This window comes from Paenacidovorax caeni, assembly GCF_001298675.1.
GTDB lineage: Bacteria > Pseudomonadota > Gammaproteobacteria > Burkholderiales > Burkholderiaceae_C > Paenacidovorax > Paenacidovorax caeni.
Genome location: NZ_CYIG01000030.1, coordinates 62,721 through 89,472, shown reverse-complemented (window position 1 = coordinate 89,472; position 26,752 = coordinate 62,721). Strand labels below are relative to the sequence as shown.

Genomic DNA, 26,752 nt, shown 5'->3' with positions numbered 1-26,752 from the left:
GGCGGGGCTTAGTTCGGGGGCAGTGGTGCCTGCACGTCCGTAGTGAAGGGTGCTGCTGGGGCAGGCGCGGGGGCGAGCGCCGGCGCGGTGCCTGCTTGGGGCTGCGAGGTCAGCATCCGGGGCTGTGCGCCAGCGTCGCCGCGTATGGCGGGCAGCACCGGGGCTTCGGAGACGCCGCGCAGCATCACGCGGTCTTCCGGCTGCGTGTTTTGCTGCAGCGCACGGATGGCCTCGTAGCGGTCCAGCATGAGAGCGTCGCTGACCTGCGTGTCACGCACGACGATGGGGCGCAGGAACACCATCAGGTTGGTTTTGGTGCGCTTGCGGTTCTCACTGCGGAACAGGTTGCCAAACACGGGGATGTCTCCCATCACCGGCACCTTGTCCTCGCCCTGGGAATAGTCGTCTTCCAGCAGACCGCCGATGACGATGATGCCGCCGTCCTCGACCAGCACGTTCGACTCGATGGAGCGCTTGCTGGTGGTCGCGCCGTTGGGATCGTTGCGTGTGGAGTCGTCGATTTTCGATACCTCCTGGTACACGGCGAGCTTGACGGTGCCGTTCTCATTGATCTGCGGGCGCACCTTGAGCACCAGGCCCACGTCCTTGCGCTCAACGGTATTGAACGGGTTCACCGTGCCGCTGGTGCTGGTGGCATTGGCGTACGAGCCGCTCAGGAAGGGCACGTTGCTGCCGATGAGGATCTTTGCTTCCTCGTTGTCCAGGGTCAGCAGGTTGGGGGTCGAGAGCACGTTGGCCTCGCCGCTGTTTTGCAGGAAGTTGGCCAGTGCGCCCAGGTAGTACTGGCCGTTGATGCGCGGCGCCAGCCCGATGTTCAGGCCGCCGCCGATGGTGCTCAGCGGGTTGGTGGCGGTGGTGCCAGTGCCGGTGCCGGTGGCCACGCCGGCCAGGGCCCCCGTCAGGGTAATGATGTTGCCTCCGGCTGCGCCGGAGTTGGTGCCGATGGCACCGAGCACACCGTCATTCTTGCTGCCGAAGGCGCCCTGCCATTGCACGCCGAACTGCGCCAGCTTGTTTGACTTGACCTCGACGATCATGCTTTCCACCAGCACCTGCGCACGGCGGCCGTCCAGCTTGTCGATCACGGCGCGCAGCTGGCGGTACAGCGGATCGGGCGCGGTGATGATGAGCGAGTTCGTCGATGGGTCGGCCTGGATGAAGCCACCGGTGGACGGTTGGTTGCTGGCGTTGGCGCTGGTCACCGTGGCACCGCTGCCCAGCCCTGCCGAACTGCTGCCGCCGAGCGCGCTGCCGCTGTTCGAGAGCCCCATTCCCTGGCTCGCAGGGGTGCTGGTCTGCAGCGCCGAGGCCAGGCCGCTGGCACTGCTGGCGCCGCCGCCCCCCACGTTGCCGCCGCCCATGGCGCCCACGGCGGCGCGCAAGGTCACGGCCAGCTTCACCGCGTCGGCGTTCTTCAGGTACACCACGTGGATGTTGCCGGTGGCCGCGCTGCTGCCGGGCGCGGCAGGCTGGTCGAGCCGGGCCACCAGCGAGCGGATCTGCGCCACGCGCGCCGGGTTGGCGGCGCGCACCACGATGGCGTTGCTGCGCGGTTCGGCCAGCAGCGTGGTCTTGAACGAGGTGTCGCTCTGGCCTGGTACAGCAGCGCTGCCAGTGCCCCCGGCCGTGGCGGTGCCGCCCTCCACCAGGCGCGTGAGCAGCGGCAGCAGGTCACTGGCCACGGCGTGGTGCAGCGGGATGATTTCCACGTCGGTCGCGTTGGCCACGTCCATGGCCGCGACGATGCGGGCGATGCGCTGCAGGTTGTCGGCGTAGTCGGTGATGACCAGCGAGTTGTTGCCCGGGTTGACGTTGATGGTGTTGTTCGGGCTGATGAGCGGGCGCAGCACCGGCACCAGGTTGTTGGCGTTCTCGAAGTTGAGCTTGAAGATCTGCGTGGCGATCTGCCCGCCCTGCAGCGTGGTGCCCGTGCCGCCCTGCGACACGCCCACGCTGGCCGCCTGCAGCTTGGCATCGGCTTCGGGGACGACCTTGTACAGCCCGGCCGCCTCGACCACGGTGAAGCCCTGCAGGCGCAGCGCCGCCAGGAACTGGTCGAACGCCACAGCCGGCGGCACGGGGCGCTCGGCCACCAGGTTGATCTGGCCCTTGACGCGCGGGTCCACCACCACGTTGCGCCCGGTGATGGTGGCCATGGTGCGCGCCACGGCCTCGATCTCGGCGTTGGCGAAGTTCAGGGTCACCGGCTCGGCGGTGGCTGTGGCCGGCGCGGTGGCGGCTTTCTTGGCCTTCTTCGCGGGTTGTGCATGAATTTGGCCGCTAGCGCTTGCCAGTAAAGCGCCAGCAGCTATCGAATGCAGAGCGAATCGGAGAATGCGCGGGGTCTTGGAGAACATGTGGAATCAACCCAGGGAGATGACGGAGCGCGATCCCGCGCGCCGTCCGATGATGTTGAGCAGGTTGGACAGCTGCGCCTCGTGGTCGGGTGCGGCGCTGGCCTCGCCCGTGAAGCGCAGGCGCTGGCCCACCCACTGGCCGCTGCCACTGAGCAGCAGCAACCCTTCGAGGGTTTGCAGCGTGAGCGTGGGCGCGGCGCCGCCCGTGAGTTGCAGCCGGTAGCTGCCCATGGGGCGCAGCGTGGACAGGCGCGAGGACATGGCCAGCATGTCGAGTTGTGCCTGCCCGGTCATTTGCAGGCGTCCTGCGGCCCACTGCAGCGCCAGGGCCTGCGTGTGCAGGGCCAGGCGCCCTTGGGGCTGCAGGGTGTTCCAGGGCGTACCCAGGCCGGTGAGCACGCTGGCCGGCCATTGGCTCTGGCTGTCGGCCACGGCCACCGTGGCACCGCCCCAGCGTGGGGCGATGGTCAGCTGCAGCGGTGTGCGCGTGCAGCAGTCGGCCTGCAGGGCCACCCCCAGACCCGCGCCCGCGGGGCGCAGGCGCCATTGCAGCCGCCCGGGCAGGGCGATGCGATCCTGGCTTTGCGCGCCGCCTGTGAGTACGAGCTGGGCCGAGCCGGTCCACACTGTGCCGCGAGCCTGTGCCAGCAGTACCTGCCCACCGCTGGCACGTGCCAGGCCAGATGCGAGCCATTGCGCCGGGGCAAAGGCCACGAGTGCACCCAGCGCGCCCAGCAGTGCGCCCGCCATGGCCCAGCCGCGCGGCGAGCGCGGCGCCTGGGGGCGCGGGCGGGGGGCGGTGCGTGCGATCACGGCGCGCGGCCCTGGTCAGAAGGTTTGTCGGCAGGGGCTGGCAGCGACAGCACCAGCGTGCCATTCCAGCGCGCCTCGCCCGCCGGCGCTGCGCGGGCAGCGTCGGCGCTTTGTGCCAGGCGGGCTTCAAGTGGCGCGGCGTGGGCATTGCTGCGGGCCTGTGCCAGCCACTGCGCCAGCACCGAGGCGCTGGCGCCCTTCAGTGTGACGGTGGCGCGGTCGCCGGTGAACTGAATTTGTGCCGTGTCGCCGAGCTGCTGCGCCAGCGTGTTTTGCAGGCTGCGGCGCGCATCGGCCGGGCGCATCGGGGGCGCGTCGCGCAGCTGTTGGGCTTCGGCCTGCAGCGCCTGCAGGCGCTGCAGCTGGGCGTCGAGCGCGGCGTGGCGCGCCGGGGCGCTGCGCAGGGTCTGCAGCGCCGGTGCCAGTGCCAGCCACCACAGCAGCGCGATGGCCAGCAGTGCGCCGGCCGCCAGCACCAGGTTCTGCTCGCGCGCTGCCAGCGCTTTCCAGCGCACCTGCAGCGGGGCCAGGGTATCGGTGCTCATTGTCCGTCCTCCACACGCACCACAAGGGCGCTGTCATCGGCCTGTGCCCGGTAGCCCGCCGTGGCCAGGCGCTCTTGCAGGGTGGCCAGGGCGTCGTCCGCGGGGTCGATACCGCGCAGGCGCAATTCGTTATTGGCGTATTCCAGGGCCTGCGGGCGTACGCCCGGCAGGGCCGCCTGCAGTGCCTGGCCGGTGGCGGCCATCATGGGCTCCAGGTCGCCAGGCCCGAGGCTGCCGGCGCTCTGGCGCAGCGCGGCCAGTTCGCGTTCCATTTGCACCGGGGCATCCACCACCACTTTGACCTGGGGGAAGGTCTGCGTGAGTACGCCGCGCACGCTGGCCTGTTTGGCCGCCAGGGACTGGCGCTCTTGCCAGGCCCAGGCGTTCAGCCCCACCAGGTGCACTGCCGCCAGCAGGCCCACGGCCCAGCGCGCGGCGCGCCACTGCGGTGCGCGCAGCAAGGCGCCTGCCAGGCTGCCCGATTTGCGCATCAGCCGTGCGCGTCCCCGGCTGGCCAGGTCGAGCTGCGCCAGATCCCAGGTGCCGCGTGCAGCGCGCAGCGCACGCTCGCCCGCGGTGGCCAGGGCCACGGTGCGGCCCAGCGTCTGTTCGGCCAGCGCCGCTACGGCGGGGTCGGCCAGCACGGGGGGCGGCTCTTCGTCCGCCGCCGTGGGCGGGAGCAGTGCAGGCGCGGCCGCCAGCGGCAGCAGCGCCACGCCCTGCCCGGCGCCAAAGTTGGTCGTCAGCAGCCAGGCGGCATCGGGCGTGCCCAATGCGCAGTAGGTGGTGCTGTCCGCGAGCGGTGCGAATTCGGGCACCACGCGCGCGACCGGGCGGCCCGCGGCCTCCAGCAACTGCAGGTGTTGCTGCAGCCAGGCACGGTCGCACACGGCAACCCAGGCAGCCTCGCCAGCGCGGGCGCCGGGCTGCAGCGCGAAGTGCAACTGCGCCGGGTCATCCAGCAGGCGGTCTTCCAGCAGGCCTTCGAGGACGGCACGCAGGCGTGGGGTGTTCCCCAGGGGCAGGTTTTGCGGCAGCGTGACGCGCTGCCACGACAGCGCCTGCACGGGCACCACGGCCACGGTTTCGCCCGCGCGCCCGGGCGTGGGCAGCAACGCGGGCGCGGCGTTGCCCTGGCGCTCGATCTGGTGGCCGTCGGGGCTGACCAGGTAGCCAAAGGAGGTATGGGGCCCCGGCGGCGTGGGGGGCAGGATCAGGAGGAGGGTGCTCATGGGCGGTGTGCGGGCGATTCTAGGGGAGCACCTTGACAGTGGCAGCCTGGGCCATGCCCAGGGCACTGCCGGGCGTGGCGGGCGGCAGCGCGCTGCGCTGGCGCCACAGCACGAAGACCTGGCCGTTGCGGCGCTGCACCAGCGAACGCTCTTCCACGGTGGTGTTGTCCAGGCGCAGGCGCCCGCGCACCTCGAAGAAGCTGGTTCTGGTGTCGATGGCGTTGTTGTCCCGGAACTCCCAGTTGGCCCCGAGCGCCTGTTTGACGTCTTCCACGGTGCGGAAGTAGCGCGACTCGCGTGCCTGCACCAGGCGCAGCGCGCCGGCCTGGTCCAGCCCTTCGATGGCGGCCCACAGCACGTCGGCGCTGGCGGTGTTGGCGTTCACCGGCGTGGCCGTGGGCAGCAGGGCGACATGCGGCGCCAGCCGGGCGACGGTTAGGGGCGAGAGGCCGAGCCAGCCGAGCTGTTCGGGCGTGGGGGGCAGCAGCGGGGCGTTGTTGCCCGTGCCTTTGTATGCGCTGCGCAAGCCATCCACCAGCAGGCTCAGTTCTTGCGCGGGCAGGCCCAGGCGCTCGAACAGGCGGGCGAGCTGGCGTTGCGCCGCCTTGCCCTGGGTGTCATCGCCCAGCAGGTTGCGCAGGTTCAGGCGTGCCTGCATGTCGGTGATCTGGCCCGAGAGGAAGGCGTTGGTGGTGTCCACGCTGGCGTCGTCGAACTGCGCCACGTTCTTGTCGGCGGCCAGGAAAGTGGACAGGCGCGCTTCCTCCAGCGGCACGGCCCAGGGCTCTGCCAGGTGGTCGGCGCTGCTGCCGCGTCCGTCTTCCACCAGGATGAGACGCGACCAGTCAAGCGCACCCAGCAGCAGCCAGCCCGATTGCACGCGCGTGCGCTCGGCACTTTCGACCTCGACGGCGCGCCACTGCTGCCACAGCGCGGCGGCGGCGAACCCCGCCACCAGGGTGACGGTGAGCATGGCCGCGAGCAGCGCGGCACCACGTTGGCGCAGCGCGGTCATGGTTGCCGGTCCCTTACCACGGGGTTGACCCAGTCGCGCGCCAGCGGACCGGCCACGCCGGCCCCCGGGGGCAGCGTGATTTCGAGGCGGATGCCCTCAGGCAGCGCTGCGCCAGGGTCGCTGGCCGTGCTGGCCTTGTCCTGGCCGCTGCTGGACTGGGGGTTGGTCCAGGCGCCGTCGCGGTAGAACAGCAGGCGCCATTGCGCCAGCGGCAGCAGCGCCACTTCGCCGCGGCGCTCGGCGTCGCCGGGGTTGCGCGCCCATTGGGAGGCGGTCTGCCAGGCCTGCTGCCACTGCGCCAGGGTGCGCAGCGGGGGCGATTGCCAGCGCAGCCACAGGTCGGTGCCGTCGACGTTGCGCCGCGTCCAGGCCACCACCAGGGCGCCCGGGTCGGGCCAGAGGCTGGCGCGGCGCGTCATCCGTAGCACCTGGCCGTCCCAGTCGATGGGGGTGGTGTGCAGCAGCGGCTGCAGGGCGTCCAGGTCGGCGTCCCATTGCGCCAGGGTGGTTTGCAGCACCAGATGGGCTTCGGCGCGCGCGCGGGTCTGCTCCTGTGCGCGCACCATGCCGTCGAGGCCGCGCCAGCTCAGGATGGCGATCAGCGCCATTACGGCAATCGCCACAAGCAGTTCGATGAGCGTGAAGCCACGGTGGGTTTTCATCACACGCACCCGCGGCGCGCGCCACGGCCTGTGAAACTGGCGCGCCCCAGTCCAGCGGACGCCGCGCAAGGGCCGCCCCGCCGCGCTGGCGTCGTTCCCCTGCCCGCGCGAAGCGCGAGAGCGGGAGGAAGCGGCGCAGCCGCTCAGGGGGGTGTACTCCATTCAGCGGCCCTGGATGGTGGAGATGCGCAGCACCGGGTAGCCTTCGGCGAACACCTGGGCATCGACGCGCCGAAACAGCGGATTGGGCGTGGGCCGCACGTGGATCTCCAGCGCGAACGCCTGCCCGGCCTGCGTGCAGGTCTGCGCGGTATCGCCGATGGCGGGCAGCTGGCGCAGCAGACGCAGTTGCGCCAGCGCGTTATCGGCGCACAGCTGGGCCAGCAGCACGTCGCTCTGGCGCGTGGCGTTGCGCGTCAGGGCGCCCGTGGCCTGCAGTCCGGCCATGAGGGCGATGGCCGTGATGGCCAGGGCCACCATGACCTCGATGAGCGTGAAGCCGTGGGGGCGGCGCACGGTCATTGCAGCGCCTCGGCGGTGAAGGGGCGCAGCCCGTCGGTGGCCACGCGCAGCTGCCGCCCTGGCAGATCGGCCAGAGTGAGCACCACCTGCTGTGGAGCAATCAGCGGCTCGGGCCCGAGCACCAGCACCGGCGTGCCCAGCGTTTGCGCCGCGGGGTCGAGCCAGTCCTGCGGCAGCTGGCCGGGCTGCAGCCCTTCAAAGCGAAAGCCCTGCGCCTGCACGCGCCAGCGCACGGGTATGCCGCTGGCGCGCGAGTGGGCGCGGGCCGCTTCCAGCAGGGCGGCCAGGCGCTCGCCCTCGCGCTCCAGGCGGCTGGCGCCACTGTCGCGCAGCGCCAGACCGACGCCCGCCGTGGCCAGGGCGATGATGCTGAGCACCACGAGCAGCTCCAGCAGCGTGAAGCCCCGCATCGCCTGGGCGGCAAAAGGCGATGGGGTGCGAATTTTGTAGCTGCCAGCGCTTACTGGACAAGGGCTGGAGGCAGATTGGGCTTGTATTCGCTTTGCCGCTGTCACTGCCAGCTGCCGATGTCGCTGTCCTTGCCTTCGCCGCCGGACTGGCCGTCCGCGCCGAAGGACATCACGTCCACGGCGCCCTTGATGCCCGGGTTCAGGTACTGGTACGGGCGGCCCCAGGGGTCGTTGGGGAGCTTCTCCAGATAAGGTTTCCAGTTGCTGGGGATGGGGCCGCTGGTGGGTTTGGCCACCAGCGCCTGCAGGCCCTGCTCGGGCGTGGGGTAGCGCTGGTTGTCCAGGCGGTACAGCTTGAGCGCCTGCATGATGTTGGTGATGTCGGTGCGCGCGGCGGTCATGCGGGCATCGTCGGTGCGCTCCAGCACGTTGGGCACGATGAGCGCCGCCAGCACGCCGATGATGACCAGCACCACCATCAGCTCGATCAGGGTGAAGCCGGCGGCAAGGCGCGCGCGCAGCGTGGGCGCGGTGCGCGCGGTGGCCAGGAGGCGTTGGGCCGTCGTGTGCGCAATGGTGTGGGCGGGGGGGCGAAGGAAGAAGGTCACGGCAGGGTTGGGGGTGTGGTGGTCGGCGTATCCGGTCAATCATAATCGCGCGCTATGGCAACCGCTTTGCTTCCTTCTTCCCCGCAGTCCGGCGCGTCCTGGGGCCTGCGCCTGGCCACTTTCGCGCTGTGGGTGCTGGCGGGCGCCAGCCTGGTCTACTGGGGCCTGCGCCTGACGCAGCGGCCCTTGCCGCCGGCGGCGGCCGTTGCCCCTCCCGCTGTGCCCGCGCCGGACGCGCAGGCGTTGGGCGTGCTGCTGGGCGTACCCAGCGCCGTGGCGGTAACGTCGGCTGCCGCGCCCGAGGCCGTGCCCGGCAGCCGCTTCGCCCTGGTCGGCGTGGTGGCTGGACGCCACAGCGGAGGCGGTGCGGCGCTCATCGCCGTGGACGGCAAGCCGCCCAAACCGTACCGGGTGGGCATGCAGGTGGAGCCGGGGCTGGTGCTGCAGAGCGTGGGCGCGCGCGAGGCGCGTCTGGGTGCAGCGCTGGGCGGGGCGAGTGCGCATGTCTTGTCCATGCCGGTGCCGCCGGGCGGCATGGCGGCGCAGCGCTAACGCAGCGCTAAATTTCCCAGGACTGCCACGCACCAAAAGAGGGCGCGGGCATGCTCCAATCCGAGGCGCTGGGCCAGGTGCCGGTTGGCGTCTGCAGCAGCCAGTGCACGCAACGTGCCACGCCCGCGTGGGTGATCCAGGCTTCTTCTGCGCCGCCGCTGCGCGCGGCGGCCAGCGCATCCTGCACGCGCTCCAGCAGCGCGGCCAGGCTTTCGCCGCCACCGGGGCGGTAGTGGGCGAAGTCCGCCGTCCAGGCGTCGTAGGCGGCGGGGGCAATGGCGTCCCAGCGCAGCCCTTCCCAGGCGCCAAAGTCCAGTTCTGCCAGCCGCGCATCGGTGGTGCAGGCCAAATCAGGCCGCAGCCCTTGCAGCGAGAGCGCGAGCTGCTCGCATCTTCGTAGCGGCGAGGCGCGCAGCCGCACCCCCGCGGGCAGTGCCGCGGCCAGGGCTTGCGCGGCGGTGGCGGTGGCGCTGGCGTCGGCCGCCACATCCAGGTGGCCGTAGCAGGTGCCGGGGGGCACCAGGGGCGTGGCGTGGCGGACCAGCCAGAGCTTCACCGCGGCCCCAGTGCCAGGGCGGCGCCGAGGTAGAAGGCGATTTCGCCCACCTGCTGGGTGGCGCCCAGGCAGTCGCCGGTAAAGCCGCCCAGGCGGCGCGCGAACAGGCGCCACATGCGCCAGGCGGCGAACAGGCTGGCGGCCATGCCTGCTCCTAAAAAAAGAGCTGATGGCGCTTGCTGCATAAGCGCAAGAGCCGGAAAACACCACAAAAATGCCGCAGCCAGCGCGGCGCCGCTGATTTGGTCGGCCAGCGGCTTGCTCTTGGAGCGCGCGGTGTCGCCCACGTGCGGCAGGGTGCGCACGATGCACAGCGGCCACAGGCGCGAGAGCACATGCGCGGCCGCCAGTGCCGTCAGCGCTGCTGCCAGGCTGTGCGTGCCCAGCAGCGCCAGCAGCGTGCATTTGGCCAGCAGCGCCAGCACCAGCGCCAGCGTGCCGTAGGCGCCGATGCGCGAGTCTTTCATGATGTCGAGCGCGCGCTCGGTGTCGGCGCTGCCGCCCAGGCCGTCGGCCACGTCGGCCAGGCCGTCCTCATGGAAGCCGCCGGTGAGCAGCACCGTGGCCACCGTGCAGCCCACGGCCGCCACGGCGCTGGCCCAGGGGCTGGGCGCGAGCAGCAGTGCCAGCGCGGCGTAGCTGGCCGTGGCCACGGCAGCGGCAATCCAGCCCACGCCGGGGAAGTGCGCACTGCTGGCGCGCAGCATGGCCGGGCTGTAGCCCACCCAGTCGGCCAGCCGCCCGGTGATGGGGATGCGCGTGAAGAACTGCACGGCCAGCAGGTAGTGGCGCAGGGCTTGCATGCTCTTTATTTGATAGCTGCTGGCGCTTGTTCAGTAAGGCCTGAAGGCTATTTTGTCTGTAGAAAAAGGCGGTACGCCGGGTTCTGCGTTTCCTCGGCATAGGGGTAGCCGAGGGTGGCGAGGAAGGCGTCGAACGCGGCCGAGTCCTCGGGCGGCACCTGGATGCCGACGAGGATGCGGCCGTAGTCGGCGCCCTGGTTGCGGTAGTGGAACAGCGAGATGTTCCAGCTCGGCTGCATCAGGCTCAGGAACTTGAGCAGCGCGCCGGGGCGCTCGGGGAACTCGAAGCGCAGCAGGCGTTCGTCCTGCGCCAGCGGCGAGCGCCCGCCCACGAGGTGGCGCAGGTGCTCCTTGGCCAGTTCGTCGTGCGTCAGGTCCAGCGCCTCGAAGCCCTGGCGCTGGAAGGTCTTGGCGAGCTTTTCCGACTCGCCCTTGCCGTGGGTCGTCATGCCCACGAACACATGGGCGCGCGCGCTGTCGCCGATGCGGTAGTTGAACTCGGTGACGTTGCGCGGGCCGCCGGGCAACTGGCCAATGAGCTCGCAAAAGCGCCGGAAGCTGCCGCGCTCCTCGGGGATGGTGACGGCCAGCAGCGCCTCACGTTCCTCGCCCACCTCGGCGCGCTCGGCAACGAAGCGCAGGCGGTCGAAGTTCATGTTGGCGCCGCACAGGATGGCGGCGTAGGTCTCGCCCTTGGTCTTGTGCTGCGCTACGTATTGCTTGATGGCCGCCACGGCCAGCGCGCCTGCGGGCTCGACGATGCTGCGCGTGTCCACGAAGATGTCCTTGATCGCGGCGCACACGGCGTCGGTGTTGACGGTGACGTAGTCGTCCACCAGTCCCTGGGCGATGCGGAAGGTTTCCTCGCCCACGAGCTTGACGGCGGTGCCGTCGGAGAACAGGCCTACGTCTTGCAGCGTCACGCGCGCGCCGGCCTGCACGGACTGGACCATGGCGTCGGAGTCGCTCATCTGCACGCCGATCACCTTGATCTCGGGGCGCACGGCCTTGATGTAATTGGCCACGCCGCTGATCAGCCCGCCACCGCCGATGGCGACGAATACCGCGTCGAGCCGCTGGCTGCCCAGGCTTTGCAGCTGGCGCAGTATCTCCATGGCAATGGTGCCCTGGCCGGCTATCACATCCGGATCGTCAAAGGGGTGTACAAAAGTGAGCCCCTGCTCCTGTTGCAGCTTCAGCGAGTGCTGGTAGGCATCGGTGAAGCTCTCGCCGGCCAGCACCACCTCGCCGCCCAGCGCCTGCACGGCGTCGATCTTGACCTGCGGGGTGGTCGTGGGCATCACGATCACGGCGCGCACGCCGAGCTTGCGCGCGCTCATGGCCACGCCCTGTGCGTGGTTGCCGGCTGAGGCGCAGATCACGCCCTTTTGCAACTGCTCGGGTGTCAACTGCGCCATCTTGTTATAGGCGCCGCGCAGCTTGAAGCTGAACACCGGCTGCTGATCCTCGCGTTTGAGCAGCACCTTGTTGTGCAGGCGCCGGCTCAGTGCGCGCGCCGGCTGCAGGTCGGACTCGACGGCCACGTCGTACACGCGCGCCGTGAGGATTTTCTTCAGGTAGTCGAACGGTGAAAGAGGCTGGGTCATGGTGGGCACCATCATAGGACGGGCGCTGGAGCGTCCAAGAAAGCCAAAAAAAAGCCCCGAGCTGTGAGGCTAGGGGCTGAATCCACCGTTAGAGGAGGTGGAGGAGACAAACGGCGCGCAGACCTTGCTGTGCATGGATTCCATTGTAGCGCGACGATGTTGCATCGCAACATTAGGAAACCATATCCCCACAAAGGGCTGTTTTTTTGCTGCAATCACGCTCCCTTATTGCTCAGTCAGAGAAAGACCTCTTATGGAATGCACAGTCAGCTGGACCGGCGCGAGCGGCACACGCTCGGGCATGGGCTTTGTCGCCGAAACCGGCAGTGGCCATGTCCTGGCCATGGATGGGGCGCCCGATGCGGCCAAGCCGGAGCTAGGTGGCTTGAATCTTGCTCCTCGCCCCATGGAGACGCTGCTGGCTGGCACCGGTGGATGCACTGCGTACGACGTGGTGCTGATCCTGCGCCGCGGGCGCCACGATGTGCGCGGCTGCAGTGTCAAGTTGACATCGGAACGTGCCGATACAGAGCCGAAGGTATTCACCAAGATACACATGCATTTCACCGTTACGGGCAAGGGCATTCCGGCCACCGCCGTCGAGCGGGCCATCGCCCTGAGCCATGAGAAATACTGCTCCGCCAGCATCATGCTGGGCAAAACGGCGCAGATCACCACAGGCTTTGATCTGATCGAGGTCTGAGGGCTGGCCAAGGCCGGCGAACGACATGGAGGGCAAAAAAGCTTCGGCGGGCCCTTGTTGTCATACTGGTGAAAACCCCCTGGTGCAGGGGGTGGCTGCTATGTTGCATTACAACAACGAAATGTGCCCTTGGACGCACCAGTGAGGGGATTTCCTTTGCGAAACAGGGTGGCGTCTGGTGCAATGGGGGGAACTTCCCCATCAGGAGGTTGGCCCGGGACCGGCGGGGGCATGTCAGTGCCGCACCCACAACGCCGTCGGCGCCCTCTAGTTAAACCTTGGAGTACTTGCAATGAAAAAATCCCTGCTCGCCCTGGCTGTGCTGGCTGCTTCTGGCGCCGCCATGGCCCAATCTTCCGTGACCCTGTACGGCGTGGCCGACGCTGGCGTGACCTATGCCAATGGTGAAAAGAACTGGTCCGGCGTGACCTCCGGCAACAACCTGACCAGCCGCCTCGGTTTCCGCGGCGTGGAAGACCTGGGCGGTGGCCTGAAGGCCAACTTCGTGCTCGAAGCCGGCCTGAACCTGGATAACGGCGACGGCAACTCCGGCTACGACATTAGCGCTGCCACCAACGGCTTCGCCTTCAAGCGCCAGGCCACCGTGGGCCTGGAAGGCGGCTTCGGTGAAGTGCGTCTGGGCCGCGAGCTGACCGCTGCCTACCGCGCCACCGCCCGTTACGACGTGTTCGGCTCCGTCGGTATTGGTCAGTCCTACCTGTGGGGCAACGGCAATGGCATCGCTGACGGCACCGTGCCCGAAGGCACTGGCGCCTACGCCACGGCCAAGACGACCAACCAGCGCGTGAGCAACGCCGTGACCTACGTGTCGCCCAACTTCAGCGGCTTCAAGGGTTCTGTGAACTACGGCTTCGGCGAAGTGGCCGGCGCCAACAGCGACCGCCAGTACCTGGGCGCTGGCCTGACCTATGACAACGGCCCCCTGAGCCTGGGTCTGGGCCTGGAGCGTCTGAGCAAGGAGGAAGCCACTGCTTCCGGCAAGATCACCGTCTGGAGCCTGGGTGGTTCGTACGACCTGGGCGTGGCCAAGGTGCTGGCTGGCTATCGTGACTCCAAGGCCGAGCGCGTGAACGGCGACGACAAGACCAAGGGCTACATGCTGGGTCTGACCGCCCCCGTGGGCCCTGGCCTGGTGCGCGCCTCGTACAACCGCTACGAAACCACGCCTGCTGGCGGCATCAAGGCCAAGGCTGACCAGTTCGCGCTGGGCTATGTGTACAGCCTGTCCAAGCGTACCTCTGTGTACGGCACTTACGCCTACATCAAGAACAAGGACAACGGCAAGACCTGGAAGCTGGGTGGCACCAACGCTACGCTCAAGGACAACGGCAACCAGCAAGGCTTCCAAGTGGGCGTGAGCCACTCCTTCTAATGCCGGGCTGGCGTGAGCCAGCTTGTCATGGAAAAACAAACCGCTGCATTCGTGCAGCGGTTTTTTTATTGGCGAATCTGTCGCGTGTGTGACTGCGTTCGGGGTTAACCCCTGTGGCAGGAATGCGATAAGCCCTTGCCTGGATTGTTTCGTCTTTTAACAATCAAGGTTCCCCGCCCCCCTGTCAAAAAACACGATTTGGCCGCAGGGCCTCCTTGGGAGGAAGAGTTTAGAGCGGTGAATCTAACGGCATTGCATGGTTCGGAGCGTTTGATTTTTAGAATGGCTGCGAATTATGAAACCGGTTATCAATCCTAGAGGAGTTTATCTAATGCAGAAGAACATTATTGTGGCGGCCTTGGCCTTGTGCGGTGCAGGCGCAGCAATGGCCCAGACCGCCCCGGCCAGCAAAGTGGAACTGTGGGGCATCGTGGATGCGGCTGTGCGCCACACCAATAACGAAGGCGTAGGCCAAAAGAGCAAAACCGAAATGATTGGCGGCGGTATGTCGCAAAGCCGCTGGGGTATCAACGTCACGGAAGACTTGGGCGGTGGCAATACGGCGTTGGTGGTGCTGGAAAACCGTTTCGATGCCGATGCGGGTAATTCTGCCGTGAACGCACCTTTCTTCCAATTGGCGCATGTGGGTCTGCAAACTCCTTATGGCCGCTTGACTGCTGGCCGCCAGTGGAACGTGCTGTTCGATGTGGTGACCAGCACCTATGCCTCTTTCCCCTATTCTCCCTACATGGAAGCCTACAAGCCCGAGCTCGGCATGGCCATGGGGGCGCGTACCAGCAATATGCTGAAGTACACATTTGCGACCCAGGATCGCAGTCTGGTTGGCTCGCTGCAGTATTCGTTTGATGAAAATAACGATACCAAAGATATCGAGGCAGGTTTACCCGGTAATGCGGCCCAATTGCCGGCTTTGATTGGTGCCAAGGCGCTGAGCACCATCAACGGTGGTGCATGGAAGACGGTCGGCGGCTATCTGCGCTACGCCCCTGGCAACGGTCTGGCTGTCGGCGGCGGCTATCTGCGTAGCACGCTGCCCGGCGGCACCGATGTCGATGCGTGGACCCTGGGTGGTTCGTATCGCACCGGCCCCTGGTATCTGACGGCTGGCTACGGCTTGAACAAGGCCAAGTTCACGGCTGCAGGTGCCAATCCCATCCAGACTATTCGCAATCAATTGGATGGTGCGATTCTGGGCGTGTTCTGGGCCGGTCAGACCAACGGCGGCTTCGTTCCGGGTGATGCCGACAAGCGCCAGATGGTCAAGCTGGGCGTGGGCTACCAGGCCACGCCGCAGCTCAACGTGGGCCTGCACTACTTCCACGGCAAGCAGTCCGGCTCGGCTACCGGCCTATCCAACGGCAAGGCTAATTTCGTCGTGGCCGTGGCCGACTATGCCTTCAGCAAGCGCACCGATGCTTACGTTGGTATCGACAACACGCGCCTCAGCGGCGGCGACAACGTGTACTTGGACGCTGCCAGCAAGGCCCGCAGCCGCACCGGCTTCACCATCGGCCTGCGCCACCGCTTCTGATCCCCGGGCGGCCTTGCGGCCTGCCTCCGGAAAAGCCCCTGCTCGCAGGGGCTTTTTTTCTGGGTGTTTTCTCCGGTCGAACGAAGCGCGCCAGGGGCGCAGTGCCTGCTAGCATGGGAGCGGTTGCATTGCCTCGCTTCCCATGCTCGCTTTCATCCTCCGCCGTTTGCTCCAGGCGGTGATCGTGATGGTCACCGTGGCCTTTCTGGCCTTCCTGCTGTTCCAGTTCGTGGGCGATCCGGTGCTGATCCTGCTGGGCCAGGACGCGACGCCGGAGCAGGTGGCGGCGCTGCGCGCGGCCCTGGGGCTGGATCGTTCGTTCGTCGTGCAGTTCGGGCATTTCCTGTGGAACGCCGCGCAAGGCGAGTTCGGCATCAGCCTGCGCCAGGGCGCGCAGGTGTCGCGCCTGATTGCCGAGCGCTTTCCGGCGACGCTGGAACTGGCGCTGGCGGCGGCCGTGCTCGCGCTGCTGGTGGGCATTCCGATGGGGGTGTATGCGGCGCTCAAGCGTGGCACGTTTACCAGCCAGGTGTTCATGGCGCTGTCGCTGCTCGGCGTGTCGTTGCCCACGTTCCTGATCGGCATCCTGCTGATCCTGGTGTTCTCGGTCACGCTGGGCTGGTTTCCGAGCTTTGGCCGGGGCGAGGTGGTGCAACTGGGCTGGTGGAGTACCGGGCTTCTCACGGCGAAGGGGTGGCACCATCTTGCGCTACCCGCCGTCACCCTGGCCATCTTCCAGCTGACGCTGATCATGCGCCTGGTGCGCGCCGAGATGCTGGAAGTGCTGCGCACCGACTACATCAAGTTCGCGCGGGCGCGCGGGCTCACTGACCGGGCGATCTACTTCGGCCATGCGCTCAAGAACACGCTGGTGCCGGTGCTGACCATCACCGGGCTGCAGCTCGGCGGCCTGATCGCCTTCGCCATCATCACCGAGACGGTGTTCCAGTGGCCTGGCATGGGGCTGCTGTTCATCCAGGCCGTGACCTTTGCCGACATTCCGGTGATGGCGGCCTACCTGTGCCTGATCGCGCTGATCTTCGTCGTGATCAACCTGGTGGTGGATTTGTTGTATTTCCTGGTCGATCCGCGCCTGCGCGTCGGCCGGGCGGGAGGACATTGAGATGCAGGCACCGCGCTTCAAGGCGGGCGGGCGGGCGTTCGCCCAGATCGCCCAGTTTCATCCCGAGCTGGCCGCGCTGCGCCGCGACCTGCACGCCCATCCGGAGCTGGGCTTCGAGGAGCATTACACGGCCGCCCGCGTCAAGGAGGCGCTGCAGGCCTGCGGCGTTGACGAGATCCACGAAGGCATCGGCCGCACCGGCGTGGTGGCGGTGGTGCGCGGGCGCGGGCAGTCCAGCGGCTCCATGCTTGGCCTGCGTGCCGACATGGACGCATTGCCCATGACCGAGCACAACGACTTCGCCTGGAAATCGTGCAAGAACGGCCTGATGCACGGCTGCGGGCACGACGGCCACACCGCCATGCTGGTGGGCGCGGCGCGCTACCTGGCGGCCACGCGCCATTTCGACGGCACGGCCGTGCTGATCTTTCAGCCGGGCGAGGAGGGCTGCGCGGGTGCGCGCGCAATGATCGAGGACGGGCTGTTCGAGCGCTTCCCCGTGCAGTCGGTCTACGCCATGCACAACTGGCCTGCCATGAAGTCCGGCACCGTGGGGCTGAACGGCGGCGCCATGATGGCGGCTGCCGACCGCATCACCATCGAGGTCACCGGCCGCGGCGGCCATGGCGCGCATCCGTACCAGACGACGGACGTGATCCTGGCGGCGGCGCACATCGTCACCGCGGTGCAGAGCATCGTGGCGCGCAACGTGCGCCCGCTTGACAGTGCTGTCATCAGCCTGTGCGCGGTGCAGGCGGGCGACCTCGGGGCCTTTAGCGTGCAGCCCGGCAGCGCCACGCTGGTGGGCACCGTGCGCAGCTTCGATCCCGCCGTGCAGGACATGGTGGAGGCCCGCCTCAAGGAGCTGTGCAGTGCCGTGGCGCTGGGGCTGGGCGTCACCGCCGTCGTGCGCTACGAGCGCATGTACCCCGCCACCATCAACACCGAGAGCGATGCGCGCTTCGCGGGCGACGTGGCCGCGTCCATCGTGGGGGCCGAGAACGTGGTGCGCGACCTGGAACCGAGCATGGGGGCCGAGGATTTTTCCTTCATGCTGCAAAGCAAGCCCGGCGCCTACCTGCGCCTGGGCCAGGGCAACGGTGTGGGCGGGGCCGCGTTGCACAACAGCCGCTACGACTTCAACGACGAGGTGCTGCCCCTGGGTGCAGCGTTGCATGCGGGCTTGGTGGAGCAGGCCATGCCGATGGTGGAGGTTTGATGCTAAAAAGTGCCTGTAACGCACAACTGGCAAGCGCTATCAGCTATCGTTTCAGGAGTTCTTGCGCGCGTGTGAATGCCTTTGGAAACGCTGGATGAAAAATACCCTGTACCGCTGGTTTGACGGTGACGTGGGCCACAGCCTGCGCGCGTCCCCCCTGGCCATCGGCGCGGCCTGCGTCGCGGCCGTGTGCGTGTTTTGTGCGCTGTTCGCGGGCTGGGTGGCGCCGCACAATCCGTTTGACCTGGCGACGCTCGAACTCTCGGACGCGCGCTTGCCGCCTGCCTGGAGCCCCGAGGGCTCGGCCAAGTACCTGCTCGGCACCGACGACCAGGGGCGCGACATCCTTTCGGCGCTGATCTACGGCACGCGCATCTCGCTCATCGTGGGCCTGGCAGGCGTGGCGCTTTCGCTGGTGATCGGTGTGGCGCTGGGCTTGCTGGCGGGCGCCACGGGGGGCTGGGTGGACGGGCTGGTGATGCGCGTGTGCGACGTGGTCTCGTCCTTCCCGGCGATCCTGGTGGCACTGCTCATCGCGGGCGTGGCGCGGGCGCTGTACCCGGACGCCCCCGAGGGCATTGCCTTCGGCGTGCTCATCCTGGCCATCGCGTTCGCCGGCAGCAATGGCTGGGTGCAGTACGCGCGCACCGTGCGCGCGAGCACCATGGTCGAGCGCGGCAAGGAGTACGTGCAGGCCGCGCGCGTGACCGGTGTGCCGCCTGCGCGCATCATGTTCCGCCACATCCTGCCCAACGTCACCGGCCCCGTCACGGTGCTGGCCACCATCCAGGTGGCCACGGCCATCATCACCGAGGCCACGCTGTCCTTCCTCGGCGTGGGCGCGCCGCCCACCTCGCCCTCACTGGGCACGCTGATCCGCGTGGGCAACGATTACCTGTTCTCGGGTGAGTGGTGGATCACCGTCTTCCCCGGCATCATGCTGGTGCTGATCGCGCTGTCAGTGAACCTGCTGGGCGACTGGCTGCGCGATGCGCTCAATCCACGGCTGCGCTGACATGGCATTACTCGAAGTCCAGAACCTCGTTGTCGAATTCCCCACCCGGCGTGGCGTGCTGCGCGCGCTTGACGGTGTTTCCTTTGCCATCGCGCCGGGTGAGATCCTCGGTGTGGTGGGCGAATCGGGCGCGGGCAAGTCGCTCACCGGTGCGTCCATCATCGGCCTGCTGGAGCCGCCGGGGCGCATTGCCGCAGGGCAGATCCTGCTGGAAGGCGAGCGCATCGACCACCTGCCGCACGCGCAGCTGCGGCGCATTCGCGGGCGGCGCATCGGCGCCATTTTTCAGGACCCGCTGACCTCGCTGAACCCGCTCTATACCGTGGGCCAACAGCTTGTCGAGACCATCCAGACGCACCTGCCGGTGAGCGCCGCCGAGGCGCGCCAGCGCGCCGTGCAGCTGCTCAAGGACACGGGCATTCCGGCGGCGGAGCAGCGCATTGGCCACTACCCGCACCAGTTCAGCGGCGGAATGCGCCAGCGCGTGGTCATTGCGCTGGCGCTCGCCGCCGAGCCCCAGCTCATCGTGGCCGACGAACCTACCACGGCGCTGGACGTCTCCATCCAGGCGCAGATCATCCAGCTGCTCAAGAGCATCTGCAAGACGCGCGGCGCGGCCGTCATGCTCATCACGCACGACATGGGCGTGATCGCCGAGACCTGCGACCGCGTGGCGGTGATGTACGCCGGCCGCATCGCCGAAATCGGCCCGGTGCACGACGTCATCAACCACCCCGCGCACCCCTATACCGCGGGGCTGATGGCGGCCATTCCCGACATGGAATCGGAGCGCGACGCGCTCTACCAGATTGACGGTGCCATGCCGCGCCTGGACGCCATCCCCCAGGGCTGCGCCTTCAATCCGCGCTGCCCGCGCGGCTTCCAGGCGCGCTGCCGCACCGAGCGCCCTGGACTGATCGCCGCAGGCGCCACACAGGCCGCGTGCTGGCTGCACGACCCGGCGAGCGGGGTGACCGCATGAACACACCCGCGCAACCCCTCGTGCCCTCGGTGGCCTCCCCCCTGGTACGTGCACACGACCTGGCCAAGACCTTCGACGTCTCGGCCCCCTGGCTCAACCGCGTGATCGAGCGCAAGCCGCGCGCACTGCTGCACGCCGTGGATGGCGTGGGCTTTGAGATCGCGCGCGGCCAGACCCTGGCGCTGGTGGGCGAATCCGGCTGTGGCAAGAGCACCGTGGCGCGCCTGCTGGTGGGCCTGTACGCACCCACGCGCGGCGGCTTCACCTTTGACGGGCAGGACGCGCACGCCGCCTTCCAGGGCAAGGAGGCGCGCGCCCTGCGCCGCCGCATCCAGATGATCTTCCAGGACCCCTACGCCAGCCTGAACCCGCGCTGGCGCGTGGCGGACATCGTCGGCGAGCCGCTGCGCGAACACGGCCTGGTGACCGGCAAGGCGGCGCTGGAGGCGCGTGTGGACGAGCTGCTCACGTGCGTCGGCCTGTCGCCGCAGGACATGGCGAAGTACCCGCACCAGTTCTCGGGCGGGCAGCGCCAGCGCATCTCCATCGCGCGTGCGCTGGCCACGGCGCCCGAGTTCCTGGTGTGCGACGAGCCCACCAGCGCGCTCGACGTCTCGGTGCAGGCGCAGGTGCTCAACCTCATGAAGGACCTGCAGCGCAAACAGGGGCTGACCTACCTTTTCATCAGCCACAACCTGGCCGTGGTGCGCCACGTGAGCGACCACGTGGGCGTGATGTACCTGGGCCGGCTGGTGGAGCTGGCGGACAAGCGCACGCTGTTCAGCCAGCCGCGCCACCCGTACACGCGCATGCTGCTCGATGCCATTCCCAAGATGCACGACACCGGCCGCGCACGCACGCCCGTGCAGGGCGAGGTGCCGAACCCACTCGACCCACCGCCCGGCTGCGCCTTCAACCCACGCTGCCCGCACGCCAACGCGCGCTGCCGCGCCGAGCGACCCGCGCTGCACGATGCCGGCACGGGCACGCGCGTGGCGTGCCATGCGGTACAGGAGGGGCGGCTCTGATGTGCTATGTAAAAAGGAGCTGCTAGCGCTTGAATGGTAAGCGATAGAGCCGTTTTTGACTTATTTTTTCTCACCCGTAGTTTCTACCCCATAGGAGCACGCATGACCGCATTCACCCTTTCCAGCCCCGACATTCCAAGCGGCGGCACCGTGCCGCAGCAGTTCGAGTTCGACGGCTTTGGCTGTTCCGGCCAGAACCGCTCGCCCGTGCTGCAGTGGAGCGGGGCGCCGTTGGAGGCCAAGAGCTTCGCCGTCACCGTCTACGACCCGGACGCGCCCACCGGCTCGGGCTGGTGGCACTGGTTCGTGGTGGACCTGCCCGCAGGCACCACGCAACTGGCGGCCCACGCGGGTGCGCAGGGCGGCCAGGGGTTGCCGGCTGGTGCACGCCAGATCCGCAACGACTACGGCGTCCACGCCTGGGGTGGCGTGTGCCCGCCGCCGGGCGACAAGCCGCACCGCTACGTTTTCACCGTGCACGCGCTGTCGGTGCCCCGGCTCGACATTCCCGACGACGCCACCGCAGCCCTGGCAGGCTTCATGGTGAACGCGCACACGCTGGCCAAGGCGTCTTTCACCGCGACCTACGGCCGGCCCTGAGCCCGGCGGCGGCCGCACCCTGCGGGGTGCGCTGGGCTGGCGGGGCTTTTTCGTTGATGCACGTCAAGCTGTGCCAGGGAAGTGGAGCGGTGGTGAACCCCCCTTCCTAGAATGGGCTTCAAGGGTTAAGAGCCTGTTCACGATCTTTTCATAGTGACCGCAAGGCAGCAGAAAGCCGCAATCTAGGCGCGTGCCGCAGGCCATGCTGACGGCCTGGCCAAGGTGCGCAACGACGAGTGTGGTTTTTTGCTGCCTTGCCCGAAGGGTTGCCCCGCAAAAGTGGCATCTGCGGTGTTGCAAAGGCTCGCCGGGCCACCAGCCCGGCTGCGCTTGGCGCCTTGCACCTGCCACTTTTTCGGGGCAACGGGCACTATGAAAAGATCGTGAACAGGCTCAAAGCCCTGCAGCGCGCCAGCACCGTCTGGCGCGGACTTCCGACCCACTCTTCTCCTTATGCACAAACTCTCCATAGGCACCCGGCTGGCAGTGGGTTTCGGCCTGTTGCTGTTTTTCGCCTTGCTCAACAGCGCCCTGAGCATCTGGCAGCTGCAAGCATCTAGCCAAGGCGCGCAGGCCATCATCGAAAAACCGCTGGCCAAGGAGCGCTTGATCTCCGACTGGTACCGCTTCATCCACACGGCGGTGCGCCGCACCACCGCCATTGCCAAGAGCAGCGACCCCAGCCTCGCCACGTATTTCGCAGCCGAGCAGAAGGAGTCTGCCGAGAGCACCACGGCCATCCATAAGCAGGTCGAGACCCTGATGGTCACCGACGAGGAAAAGCGCCTGTTCGGTGACATCACCGCATTGCGCGCGAACTATGTGGCTGCGCGCGACGAAGTCATCCGCCTCAAGCGCGAAGGCCGTGCAGAGGAATCTGCGCGCCTGCTTGAAGCCACCTTCGTGCCGGCAGCCAAGGTGTACGTGGAGCGCGTCAACGACCTGCTCAAACTGCAGCGCCACGCGCTCGACCAGGCGGCCGAGCCAATCCGCGAGGCCAACAACCGCACCAGCCTGGGCATCCTGGCCCTGGGGCTGCTCACCCTGGCCTTGGGCGTGGTGGCATCCCTGGCCATCGCGCGCGGCATCGTGCGTCCGCTGGGGCGCTCGCTGGGGGTGGCGCGCCAGGTGGCGGCCGGGGACTTGAGCCCCGTCGTTTTCGATGCGCAGCAGGAGACGCGCGATGAATCGAGTGCCCTGCTGCAAGCCCTGGGCAGCATGCAGCAATCGCTGACCCGCGTCATCCTGACCATCCGCGAGGCGGCCGAGAGCATGGCGACGGCCAGCGCCGAGATTGCCACTGGCAACCTGGACCTCTCGCAGCGTACCGAGCAGACGGCCAGCCACTTGCAGACCACGGCGGCGTCGATGGAAGAATTGACAGGCACCGTGGAGCATACGGCCCAGGCGGCGCGCACCGCCAGCGCGCTGGCCGGCTCGGCCGCCACCGTGGCGGGCCGCGGCGGCGCGCTGGTGGAGCAGGTGGTGCACACCATGGAGTCGATCGACGGTAGCGCACGGCGCATTGCCGACATCACGGGGGTGATCGACAGCATCGCCTTCCAGACCAACATCCTGGCCCTGAACGCCGCCGTGGAGGCAGCCCGCGCCGGTGAACAAGGGCGGGGCTTCGCCGTGGTGGCGGGTGAGGTGCGCAGCCTGGCGCAGCGCAGCGCAGCGGCAGCGCGCGAGATCAAGGACCTGATTGCCGACAGCACGCGGCGGGTGGGAGAGGGCTCGCGCCTTGTGCGCGAGGCGGGCGACACCATGCGCGAGATCGTCTCCGCAGTGCAGCGCGTCACGGATGAGGTGGCGGGCATTGCGGCGGCGGCAGGCCAGCAGTCGGCAGGTATCGCACAGGTGAACGCCTCGGTCAGCCAGCTCGACCAGATGACACAGCAGAACGCCGCGCTGGTGGAAGAAAGCGCCGCCGCCGCGCAAAGCCTGCGCGAACAGTCCGAGCGCCTGAGCCATGCGGTGGCAGCCTTCGTGCTCGTGCCCACCGAGGCAGCGGTGCGCGGGCGTGCCCTGGCGCTGCCGGCCTGATCGGCTGTTATGAGGTAAAACGGCCTTCGGGCTATACGCAGCAAGCGCTAGCAGCTCTTTATTTGGTAGCGCTTGGTGCGCTGGCTGCAGGGCTGCTGGTGAGGTGCGTGCATGCGGTGGCAGGGCGCCCTCGGCATGGGGCACGCCCGGCTGCTGGCAAGCGGCGTGAGAGCCTGTGAACGAATCCGTCGTCAGGCGTAGCGCTTGGCGTGCAGGTTGTCCTTCATCTGCTGCAGCAGCGGCTGCAACTGCGGGCCGATGCGCAGCGCCACGCAGGTGGCGACCACGTCGATGACCAGCAGGTGCAGCAGGCGCGACACCATGGGGCTGTAGCGGTCGTAGCCTTCGGGGTGGTCGGCGGCGAGGTGGATGGCGCAGGCGCTGGCCAGCGGCGAGCCGCTGGCGGTGATGGCGATGGTCGTGGCGCCGTTTTTGCGCGCGATGTCGGCGGCGTCCATCAGGTCGCGCGTGCGCCCGGAGTTGCTGATGATGACGGCGCAGTCGCCCGGCCCGAGCAGGGTGGCGCTCATGACCTGCATATGCCCGTCGCTGGCCGAGATGCTGGTGATACCCAGGCGGAAGAATTTGTGCTGCGCATCCTGCGCGACGATGCCGGAGTTGCCTGCGCCGTAGAACTCGATGCGCCGCCCTGTCTGCCAGGTGGCGGCGATGGCCTCGGCTGCGCGCTCGACGGCCGAGGTGCTGGCCGCGTTGCGGTACTGCAGGAAGGCTGCCACGGCGTTGTCCACCACCTTGACGAGCACGTCGCTGGTCTTGTCGTCGGCGTCCACGCTGCGGTGGATGAAGGGCACGCCTTCGCTCACGCTGCCGGCCAGCTTGAGCTTGAAGTCGGCCAGGCCGTCGTAGCCCATGCTGCGGCAAAAGCGCACCACGGTGGGCTTGCTCACGTGCGCACGTGCTGCCAGCTCGCGCACCGGCAGGCGTGCGAAGGCGCGCGCGTCGTGCAGCACGAGCTTGGCCACGCGCTGCTCGGCGGGCGCCAGGGAGGGCAAAGAGGCAGTGATGCGGTCGAGCATGGCGTGAATGTAACGCGGTTTCCTCACCACTTGTAACGTCCGCGCGGCATACACTCGCAGGTTTGGCCTGCGGGCCGCAGCATCGACCAACGAGGGAAATCCGCATGCACCAGCTCGACGCACTCAAGCAGTTCACCACCGTGGTTGCCGACACGGGCGACTTCCGGCAACTGGCCCAGTTCCAGCCGCGTGATGCCACCACCAACCCCTCGCTCATCCTCAAGGCGGTGCAGAAAAGCGAGTACGCGCCGTTGCTGCAGGCTACCGTTGAGCGGCACCGTGGCGCGCCCATGGAGGAGGTCATCGACCGGCTGCTGGTGCGCTTTGGCTGCGAGATTCTGTCGCTCATTCCGGGGCGCGTTTCCACCGAGGTGGATGCGCGCCTGAGCTTCGACACCAGCGCCACCGTGGCGCGCGCCGAGCGCATCATCGAGCTGTACCAGGCCGAGGGCATTCACATCGACCGCGTGCTCATCAAGATTGCCGCCACCTGGGAAGGCATTGAGGCGGCGCGCCAGCTGGAGCGCCGGGGCATCCACACCAACCTGACGCTGCTGTTTTCTTTCGCCCAGGCCGTGGCCTGCGGCCAGGCCAGGGTGCAGCTGATCTCGCCGTTCGTTGGGCGCATTTACGACTGGTACAAGAAGCAGGCGGGCAGCCAGTGGGACGAGGCGGCCATGGCCGGTGCCAACGATCCGGGCGTGCAGTCGGTGCGACGGATCTTCAACCACTACAAGCGCTTCGGCATCGCCACCGAGGTCATGGGGGCGAGTTTTCGCAACCTGGGCCAGATCGTGGCGCTGGCAGGCTGCGACCTGCTGACCATTGCGCCTGACCTGCTGGCGCAACTCGCGCAGTCTGACGCACCGGTGGTGCGCGCGCTCGACGCCGAGGCGGCTCGCACCATGGATTTGCCGGCGGTGCAATACGACGAAGCGGGCTTTCGCTACGCGCTCAACGAAGACGCCATGGCGACCGAGAAGCTGGCCGAGGGCATCCGCGCCTTCGCCGCCGATGCGGTGAAGCTGGAGCAGCTCATCCAGCAAGCCTGACCGGCCCGTCGTTACACTTGCGCCTCGCGCCCGCACCGCGGGCCTCGGAAAATTGCCATGCATTCAGTCGTCATCACCGGCACGGGCTTGCACCAACCGCCGTACACCATTACCAACGCCGAACTGGTCGAATCCTTCAACCGCTATGTGGCGCAGGAGAACACGCGCCATGCGGATGCCATCGCCGCGGGGACGCGCGCACCGCTGCAGCCGTCGAGCGTGGAGTTCATCGAGAAGGCTTCGGGCATCAAGCAGCGCTATGTGTTCGAGAAGGAGGGCATCCTCGATCCCCAGCGCATGTATCCGCGCTACCAGGAGCGGTCCGACGACCAACTGTCGATGATGGCCGAGCTGGCGGTCGCCGCCGCCCGGCAGGCGCTGCAGCAGGCGGGCCGGCAGGGGGTGGACATCGACGCCGTGCTGTGCGCGGCCTCCAACATGCAGCGCGCTTATCCGGCCATGGCCATCGAGATCCAGCAGGCGCTGGGCGCCGGGGGCTATGGCTTCGACATGAACGTGGCCTGTTCCTCCGCCACCTTCGCCATCGAGCAGGCGGTGAACGCCGTGCGCACCGGCAGCGCCCGGTGCGTGCTGGTGGTCAATCCTGAGATCACCTCGGGCCACCAGGCCTGGAACGACCGCGATTGCCACTTCATTTTTGGCGACGTGTGCACGGCCATCCTGGTGGAGCGCGCGGACAGCGCCACGGCCCCCGTGCAATGGGAGGTGCTGGGCACGCGCCTGGCCACGCAGTTCTCCAACAACATCCGCAATAACTTCGGTTTTCTCAACCGCAGCGAGGACAGCGACCCGCAGGCGCGCGACAAAACGTTCCGCCAGGAGGGCCGCAAGGTGTTCAAGGAGGTCGTGCCGATTGCAGCGGCCCATATCGAGGGCCACCTCGCCGACCTGGGGCATGTGCCTGCCGCTGTGCGCCGCTACTGGCTGCACCAGGCCAACGAGGGTATGAACCAGTTCGTCATCAAGAAGCTGGTGGGCGAGGCCGACCGCGAGCGCGCACCACTGATCCTGGACGAATTCGCCAATACCGCTTCTGCGGGCTCGGTCATCGCCTTCCACAAGCACCGCGACGATCTGGTTGCCGGCGACATAGGCGTGATTTGCTCCTTCGGCGCCGGCTATTCTGTCGGTAGCGTGGTGGTACGTAAGCGCTGAGATGAAGCGACACCCCCCTGAGCAACTGCGCCGCTTGCCCCGGCTCTCGCCACGCTGCGCGCGGCGGGCAGGAGGGCGACGCCAGCGCGGTGGGGCGGCCCTTGCGCGGCGTCTGCTGGCCTG

At 67.9% G+C, this 26,752-nt stretch carries 26 protein-coding genes; 13 read left to right on the top strand and 13 right to left on the bottom strand.

Annotated features, from left to right (window positions below; genetic code table 11):
- Positions 1-8 precede the first annotated feature (8 nt).
- The 9 genes from gspD to gspG form a co-directional block, all read right to left on the bottom strand.
- Complete coding sequence (gene gspD / locus BN2503_RS12780; protein ID WP_054257042.1) at positions 9-2,378, bottom strand: type II secretion system secretin GspD; 2,370 nt, start codon at positions 2,376-2,378, stop codon at positions 9-11.
- Between the two features lie 6 nt (positions 2,379-2,384).
- Entirely contained in the window at positions 2,385-3,128 is a 744-nt protein-coding gene (gspN, locus tag BN2503_RS12775; RefSeq protein ID WP_082366592.1) for a type II secretion system protein N, read from the bottom strand.
- Between the two features lie 59 nt (positions 3,129-3,187).
- Positions 3,188-3,736 (bottom strand): type II secretion system protein M, encoded by a 549-nt coding sequence (locus BN2503_RS12770; protein WP_054257040.1) that lies wholly within the window; start codon positions 3,734-3,736, stop codon positions 3,188-3,190.
- Positions 3,733-4,968 carry a type II secretion system protein GspL gene (gspL, locus tag BN2503_RS12765; protein WP_054257039.1) on the bottom strand — a complete coding sequence of 412 codons (1,236 nt, stop codon included), beginning with the start codon at positions 4,966-4,968 and terminating at the stop codon, positions 3,733-3,735. The genes BN2503_RS12770 and gspL overlap by 4 nt, the downstream gene beginning before the upstream one ends.
- A 19-nt stretch (positions 4,969-4,987) precedes the next feature.
- Positions 4,988-5,983, bottom strand: a complete 996-nt coding sequence (gene gspK, locus BN2503_RS12760; RefSeq protein ID WP_054257038.1) for a type II secretion system minor pseudopilin GspK — start codon at positions 5,981-5,983, stop codon at positions 4,988-4,990.
- Positions 5,980-6,645 (bottom strand): PulJ/GspJ family protein, encoded by a 666-nt coding sequence (locus BN2503_RS12755; RefSeq protein ID WP_054257037.1) that lies wholly within the window; start codon positions 6,643-6,645, stop codon positions 5,980-5,982. The genes gspK and BN2503_RS12755 overlap by 4 nt, the downstream gene beginning before the upstream one ends.
- A 162-nt stretch (positions 6,646-6,807) precedes the next feature.
- The gene (gspI, locus tag BN2503_RS12750) at positions 6,808-7,167 is read right to left on the bottom strand and encodes a type II secretion system minor pseudopilin GspI (protein ID WP_054257036.1); all 360 of its coding nucleotides are present in this window, start codon (positions 7,165-7,167) and stop codon (positions 6,808-6,810) included.
- A complete protein-coding gene (locus BN2503_RS12745) occupies positions 7,164-7,577 on the bottom strand; it encodes a prepilin-type N-terminal cleavage/methylation domain-containing protein (RefSeq protein ID WP_054257035.1) in 414 nt (137 codons plus the stop codon). The genes gspI and BN2503_RS12745 overlap by 4 nt, the downstream gene beginning before the upstream one ends.
- 101 nt (positions 7,578-7,678) lie before the next feature.
- Entirely contained in the window at positions 7,679-8,125 is a 447-nt protein-coding gene (gene gspG, locus BN2503_RS12740) for a type II secretion system major pseudopilin GspG (protein WP_280522188.1), read from the bottom strand.
- Positions 8,126-8,239: 114 nt separating this feature from the next.
- Here gspG and BN2503_RS12735 point away from each other — a divergent pair, with 114 nt between their 5' ends.
- Complete coding sequence (locus BN2503_RS12735) at positions 8,240-8,737, top strand: type II secretion system protein N (RefSeq protein ID WP_054257034.1); 498 nt, start codon at positions 8,240-8,242, stop codon at positions 8,735-8,737.
- A gap of 7 nt (positions 8,738-8,744) precedes the next feature.
- On the opposite strand, the gene BN2503_RS12730 is transcribed toward BN2503_RS12735, so the two are convergent.
- From BN2503_RS12730 to ilvA, 3 genes are read right to left on the bottom strand one after another with little or no spacing between them, the layout of a single operon-like run.
- The gene (locus BN2503_RS12730; RefSeq protein ID WP_054257033.1) at positions 8,745-9,293 is read right to left on the bottom strand and encodes a histidine phosphatase family protein; all 549 of its coding nucleotides are present in this window, start codon (positions 9,291-9,293) and stop codon (positions 8,745-8,747) included.
- Positions 9,290-10,096: an adenosylcobinamide-GDP ribazoletransferase gene (locus BN2503_RS12725; RefSeq protein ID WP_054257032.1), complete on the bottom strand. Its 807-nt coding sequence runs from the start codon at positions 10,094-10,096 to the stop codon at positions 9,290-9,292. Before BN2503_RS12725 ends, BN2503_RS12730 begins: the two co-directional genes overlap by 4 nt.
- Before the next feature lie 47 nt (positions 10,097-10,143).
- Positions 10,144-11,703, bottom strand: coding sequence for a threonine ammonia-lyase, biosynthetic (ilvA, locus tag BN2503_RS12720; protein WP_054257064.1), 1,560 nt, complete (start codon positions 11,701-11,703; stop codon positions 10,144-10,146).
- A 253-nt stretch (positions 11,704-11,956) separates the two neighbouring features.
- Between ilvA and BN2503_RS12715 the strand changes: the two genes are divergently transcribed.
- The 10 genes from BN2503_RS12715 to BN2503_RS12670 all read left to right on the top strand — a co-directional run bounded on the left by BN2503_RS12715 (position 11,957) and on the right by BN2503_RS12670 (position 23,364).
- Positions 11,957-12,406: an OsmC family protein gene (locus BN2503_RS12715; RefSeq protein WP_054257031.1), complete on the top strand. Its 450-nt coding sequence runs from the start codon at positions 11,957-11,959 to the stop codon at positions 12,404-12,406.
- Between the two features lie 292 nt (positions 12,407-12,698).
- Positions 12,699-13,799, top strand: coding sequence for a porin (locus BN2503_RS12710; protein WP_054257030.1), 1,101 nt, complete (start codon positions 12,699-12,701; stop codon positions 13,797-13,799).
- Between the two features lie 331 nt (positions 13,800-14,130).
- Positions 14,131-15,351, top strand: coding sequence for a porin (locus tag BN2503_RS12705; protein ID WP_054257029.1), 1,221 nt, complete (start codon positions 14,131-14,133; stop codon positions 15,349-15,351).
- Between the two features lie 142 nt (positions 15,352-15,493).
- Positions 15,494-16,474, top strand: a complete 981-nt coding sequence (locus BN2503_RS12700; protein ID WP_054257028.1) for an ABC transporter permease — start codon at positions 15,494-15,496, stop codon at positions 16,472-16,474.
- A gap of 1 nt (position 16,475) precedes the next feature.
- Positions 16,476-17,693 carry a M20 aminoacylase family protein gene (locus BN2503_RS12695; protein ID WP_054257027.1) on the top strand — a complete coding sequence of 406 codons (1,218 nt, stop codon included), beginning with the start codon at positions 16,476-16,478 and terminating at the stop codon, positions 17,691-17,693.
- 94 nt (positions 17,694-17,787) lie between these two features.
- Positions 17,788-18,708 carry an ABC transporter permease gene (locus BN2503_RS12690; RefSeq protein ID WP_054257026.1) on the top strand — a complete coding sequence of 307 codons (921 nt, stop codon included), beginning with the start codon at positions 17,788-17,790 and terminating at the stop codon, positions 18,706-18,708.
- A gap of 1 nt (position 18,709) precedes the next feature.
- A complete protein-coding gene (locus tag BN2503_RS12685) occupies positions 18,710-19,690 on the top strand; it encodes an ABC transporter ATP-binding protein (protein WP_054257025.1) in 981 nt (326 codons plus the stop codon).
- Complete coding sequence (locus BN2503_RS12680) at positions 19,687-20,718, top strand: ABC transporter ATP-binding protein (RefSeq protein WP_054257024.1); 1,032 nt, start codon at positions 19,687-19,689, stop codon at positions 20,716-20,718. Before BN2503_RS12685 ends, BN2503_RS12680 begins: the two co-directional genes overlap by 4 nt.
- Before the next feature lie 102 nt (positions 20,719-20,820).
- On the top strand, positions 20,821-21,318 hold the full coding sequence (locus tag BN2503_RS12675; RefSeq protein ID WP_054257023.1) for a YbhB/YbcL family Raf kinase inhibitor-like protein: 498 nt from the start codon (positions 20,821-20,823) through the stop codon (positions 21,316-21,318).
- Positions 21,319-21,771: 453 nt separating this feature from the next.
- On the top strand, positions 21,772-23,364 hold the full coding sequence (locus BN2503_RS12670) for a methyl-accepting chemotaxis protein (RefSeq protein WP_054257022.1): 1,593 nt from the start codon (positions 21,772-21,774) through the stop codon (positions 23,362-23,364).
- Positions 23,365-23,555: 191 nt separating this feature from the next.
- Here BN2503_RS12670 and BN2503_RS12665 read toward each other — a convergent pair whose 3' ends face one another.
- The gene (locus tag BN2503_RS12665) at positions 23,556-24,401 is read right to left on the bottom strand and encodes a MurR/RpiR family transcriptional regulator (RefSeq protein ID WP_054257021.1); all 846 of its coding nucleotides are present in this window, start codon (positions 24,399-24,401) and stop codon (positions 23,556-23,558) included.
- A gap of 104 nt (positions 24,402-24,505) precedes the next feature.
- Here BN2503_RS12665 and tal point away from each other — a divergent pair, with 104 nt between their 5' ends.
- Together tal and BN2503_RS12655 are read left to right on the top strand one after the other, a co-directional pair.
- Entirely contained in the window at positions 24,506-25,453 is a 948-nt protein-coding gene (tal, locus tag BN2503_RS12660) for a transaldolase (RefSeq protein ID WP_054257020.1), read from the top strand.
- 57 nt (positions 25,454-25,510) lie between these two features.
- Positions 25,511-26,629, top strand: coding sequence for a beta-ketoacyl-ACP synthase III (locus BN2503_RS12655; protein ID WP_054257019.1), 1,119 nt, complete (start codon positions 25,511-25,513; stop codon positions 26,627-26,629).
- The last annotated feature ends 123 nt before the right edge of the window (positions 26,630-26,752 follow it).

What these genes read in the sequence shown, in the direction of transcription:
- gspD (WP_054257042.1), bottom strand. Translation starts at nt 2,378, where the DNA reads ATGTTCTCCAAGACCCCGCGCATTCTCCGATTCGCTCTGCATTCGATA.
- gspN (WP_082366592.1), bottom strand. Translation starts at nt 3,128, where the DNA reads ATGGCGGGCGCACTGCTGGGCGCGCTGGGTGCACTCGTGGCCTTTGCC.
- BN2503_RS12770 (WP_054257040.1), bottom strand. Translation starts at nt 3,736, where the DNA reads ATGAGCACCGATACCCTGGCCCCGCTGCAGGTGCGCTGGAAAGCGCTG.
- gspL (WP_054257039.1), bottom strand. Translation starts at nt 4,968, where the DNA reads ATGAGCACCCTCCTCCTGATCCTGCCCCCCACGCCGCCGGGGCCCCAT.
- gspK (WP_054257038.1), bottom strand. Translation starts at nt 5,983, where the DNA reads ATGACCGCGCTGCGCCAACGTGGTGCCGCGCTGCTCGCGGCCATGCTC.
- BN2503_RS12755 (WP_054257037.1), bottom strand. Translation starts at nt 6,645, where the DNA reads ATGAAAACCCACCGTGGCTTCACGCTCATCGAACTGCTTGTGGCGATT.
- gspI (WP_054257036.1), bottom strand. Translation starts at nt 7,167, where the DNA reads ATGACCGTGCGCCGCCCCCACGGCTTCACGCTCATCGAGGTCATGGTG.
- BN2503_RS12745 (WP_054257035.1), bottom strand. Translation starts at nt 7,577, where the DNA reads ATGCGGGGCTTCACGCTGCTGGAGCTGCTCGTGGTGCTCAGCATCATC.
- BN2503_RS12735 (WP_054257034.1), top strand. Translation starts at nt 8,240, where the DNA reads ATGGCAACCGCTTTGCTTCCTTCTTCCCCGCAGTCCGGCGCGTCCTGG.
- BN2503_RS12725 (WP_054257032.1), bottom strand. Translation starts at nt 10,096, where the DNA reads ATGCAAGCCCTGCGCCACTACCTGCTGGCCGTGCAGTTCTTCACGCGC.
- ilvA (WP_054257064.1), bottom strand. Translation starts at nt 11,703, where the DNA reads ATGACCCAGCCTCTTTCACCGTTCGACTACCTGAAGAAAATCCTCACG.
- BN2503_RS12715 (WP_054257031.1), top strand. Translation starts at nt 11,957, where the DNA reads ATGGAATGCACAGTCAGCTGGACCGGCGCGAGCGGCACACGCTCGGGC.
- BN2503_RS12710 (WP_054257030.1), top strand. Translation starts at nt 12,699, where the DNA reads ATGAAAAAATCCCTGCTCGCCCTGGCTGTGCTGGCTGCTTCTGGCGCC.
- BN2503_RS12705 (WP_054257029.1), top strand. Translation starts at nt 14,131, where the DNA reads ATGCAGAAGAACATTATTGTGGCGGCCTTGGCCTTGTGCGGTGCAGGC.
- BN2503_RS12700 (WP_054257028.1), top strand. Translation starts at nt 15,494, where the DNA reads ATGCTCGCTTTCATCCTCCGCCGTTTGCTCCAGGCGGTGATCGTGATG.
- BN2503_RS12695 (WP_054257027.1), top strand. Translation starts at nt 16,476, where the DNA reads ATGCAGGCACCGCGCTTCAAGGCGGGCGGGCGGGCGTTCGCCCAGATC.
- BN2503_RS12690 (WP_054257026.1), top strand. Translation starts at nt 17,788, where the DNA reads ATGAAAAATACCCTGTACCGCTGGTTTGACGGTGACGTGGGCCACAGC.
- BN2503_RS12685 (WP_054257025.1), top strand. Translation starts at nt 18,710, where the DNA reads ATGGCATTACTCGAAGTCCAGAACCTCGTTGTCGAATTCCCCACCCGG.
- BN2503_RS12680 (WP_054257024.1), top strand. Translation starts at nt 19,687, where the DNA reads ATGAACACACCCGCGCAACCCCTCGTGCCCTCGGTGGCCTCCCCCCTG.
- BN2503_RS12675 (WP_054257023.1), top strand. Translation starts at nt 20,821, where the DNA reads ATGACCGCATTCACCCTTTCCAGCCCCGACATTCCAAGCGGCGGCACC.
- BN2503_RS12670 (WP_054257022.1), top strand. Translation starts at nt 21,772, where the DNA reads ATGCACAAACTCTCCATAGGCACCCGGCTGGCAGTGGGTTTCGGCCTG.
- BN2503_RS12665 (WP_054257021.1), bottom strand. Translation starts at nt 24,401, where the DNA reads ATGCTCGACCGCATCACTGCCTCTTTGCCCTCCCTGGCGCCCGCCGAG.
- tal (WP_054257020.1), top strand. Translation starts at nt 24,506, where the DNA reads ATGCACCAGCTCGACGCACTCAAGCAGTTCACCACCGTGGTTGCCGAC.
- BN2503_RS12655 (WP_054257019.1), top strand. Translation starts at nt 25,511, where the DNA reads ATGCATTCAGTCGTCATCACCGGCACGGGCTTGCACCAACCGCCGTAC.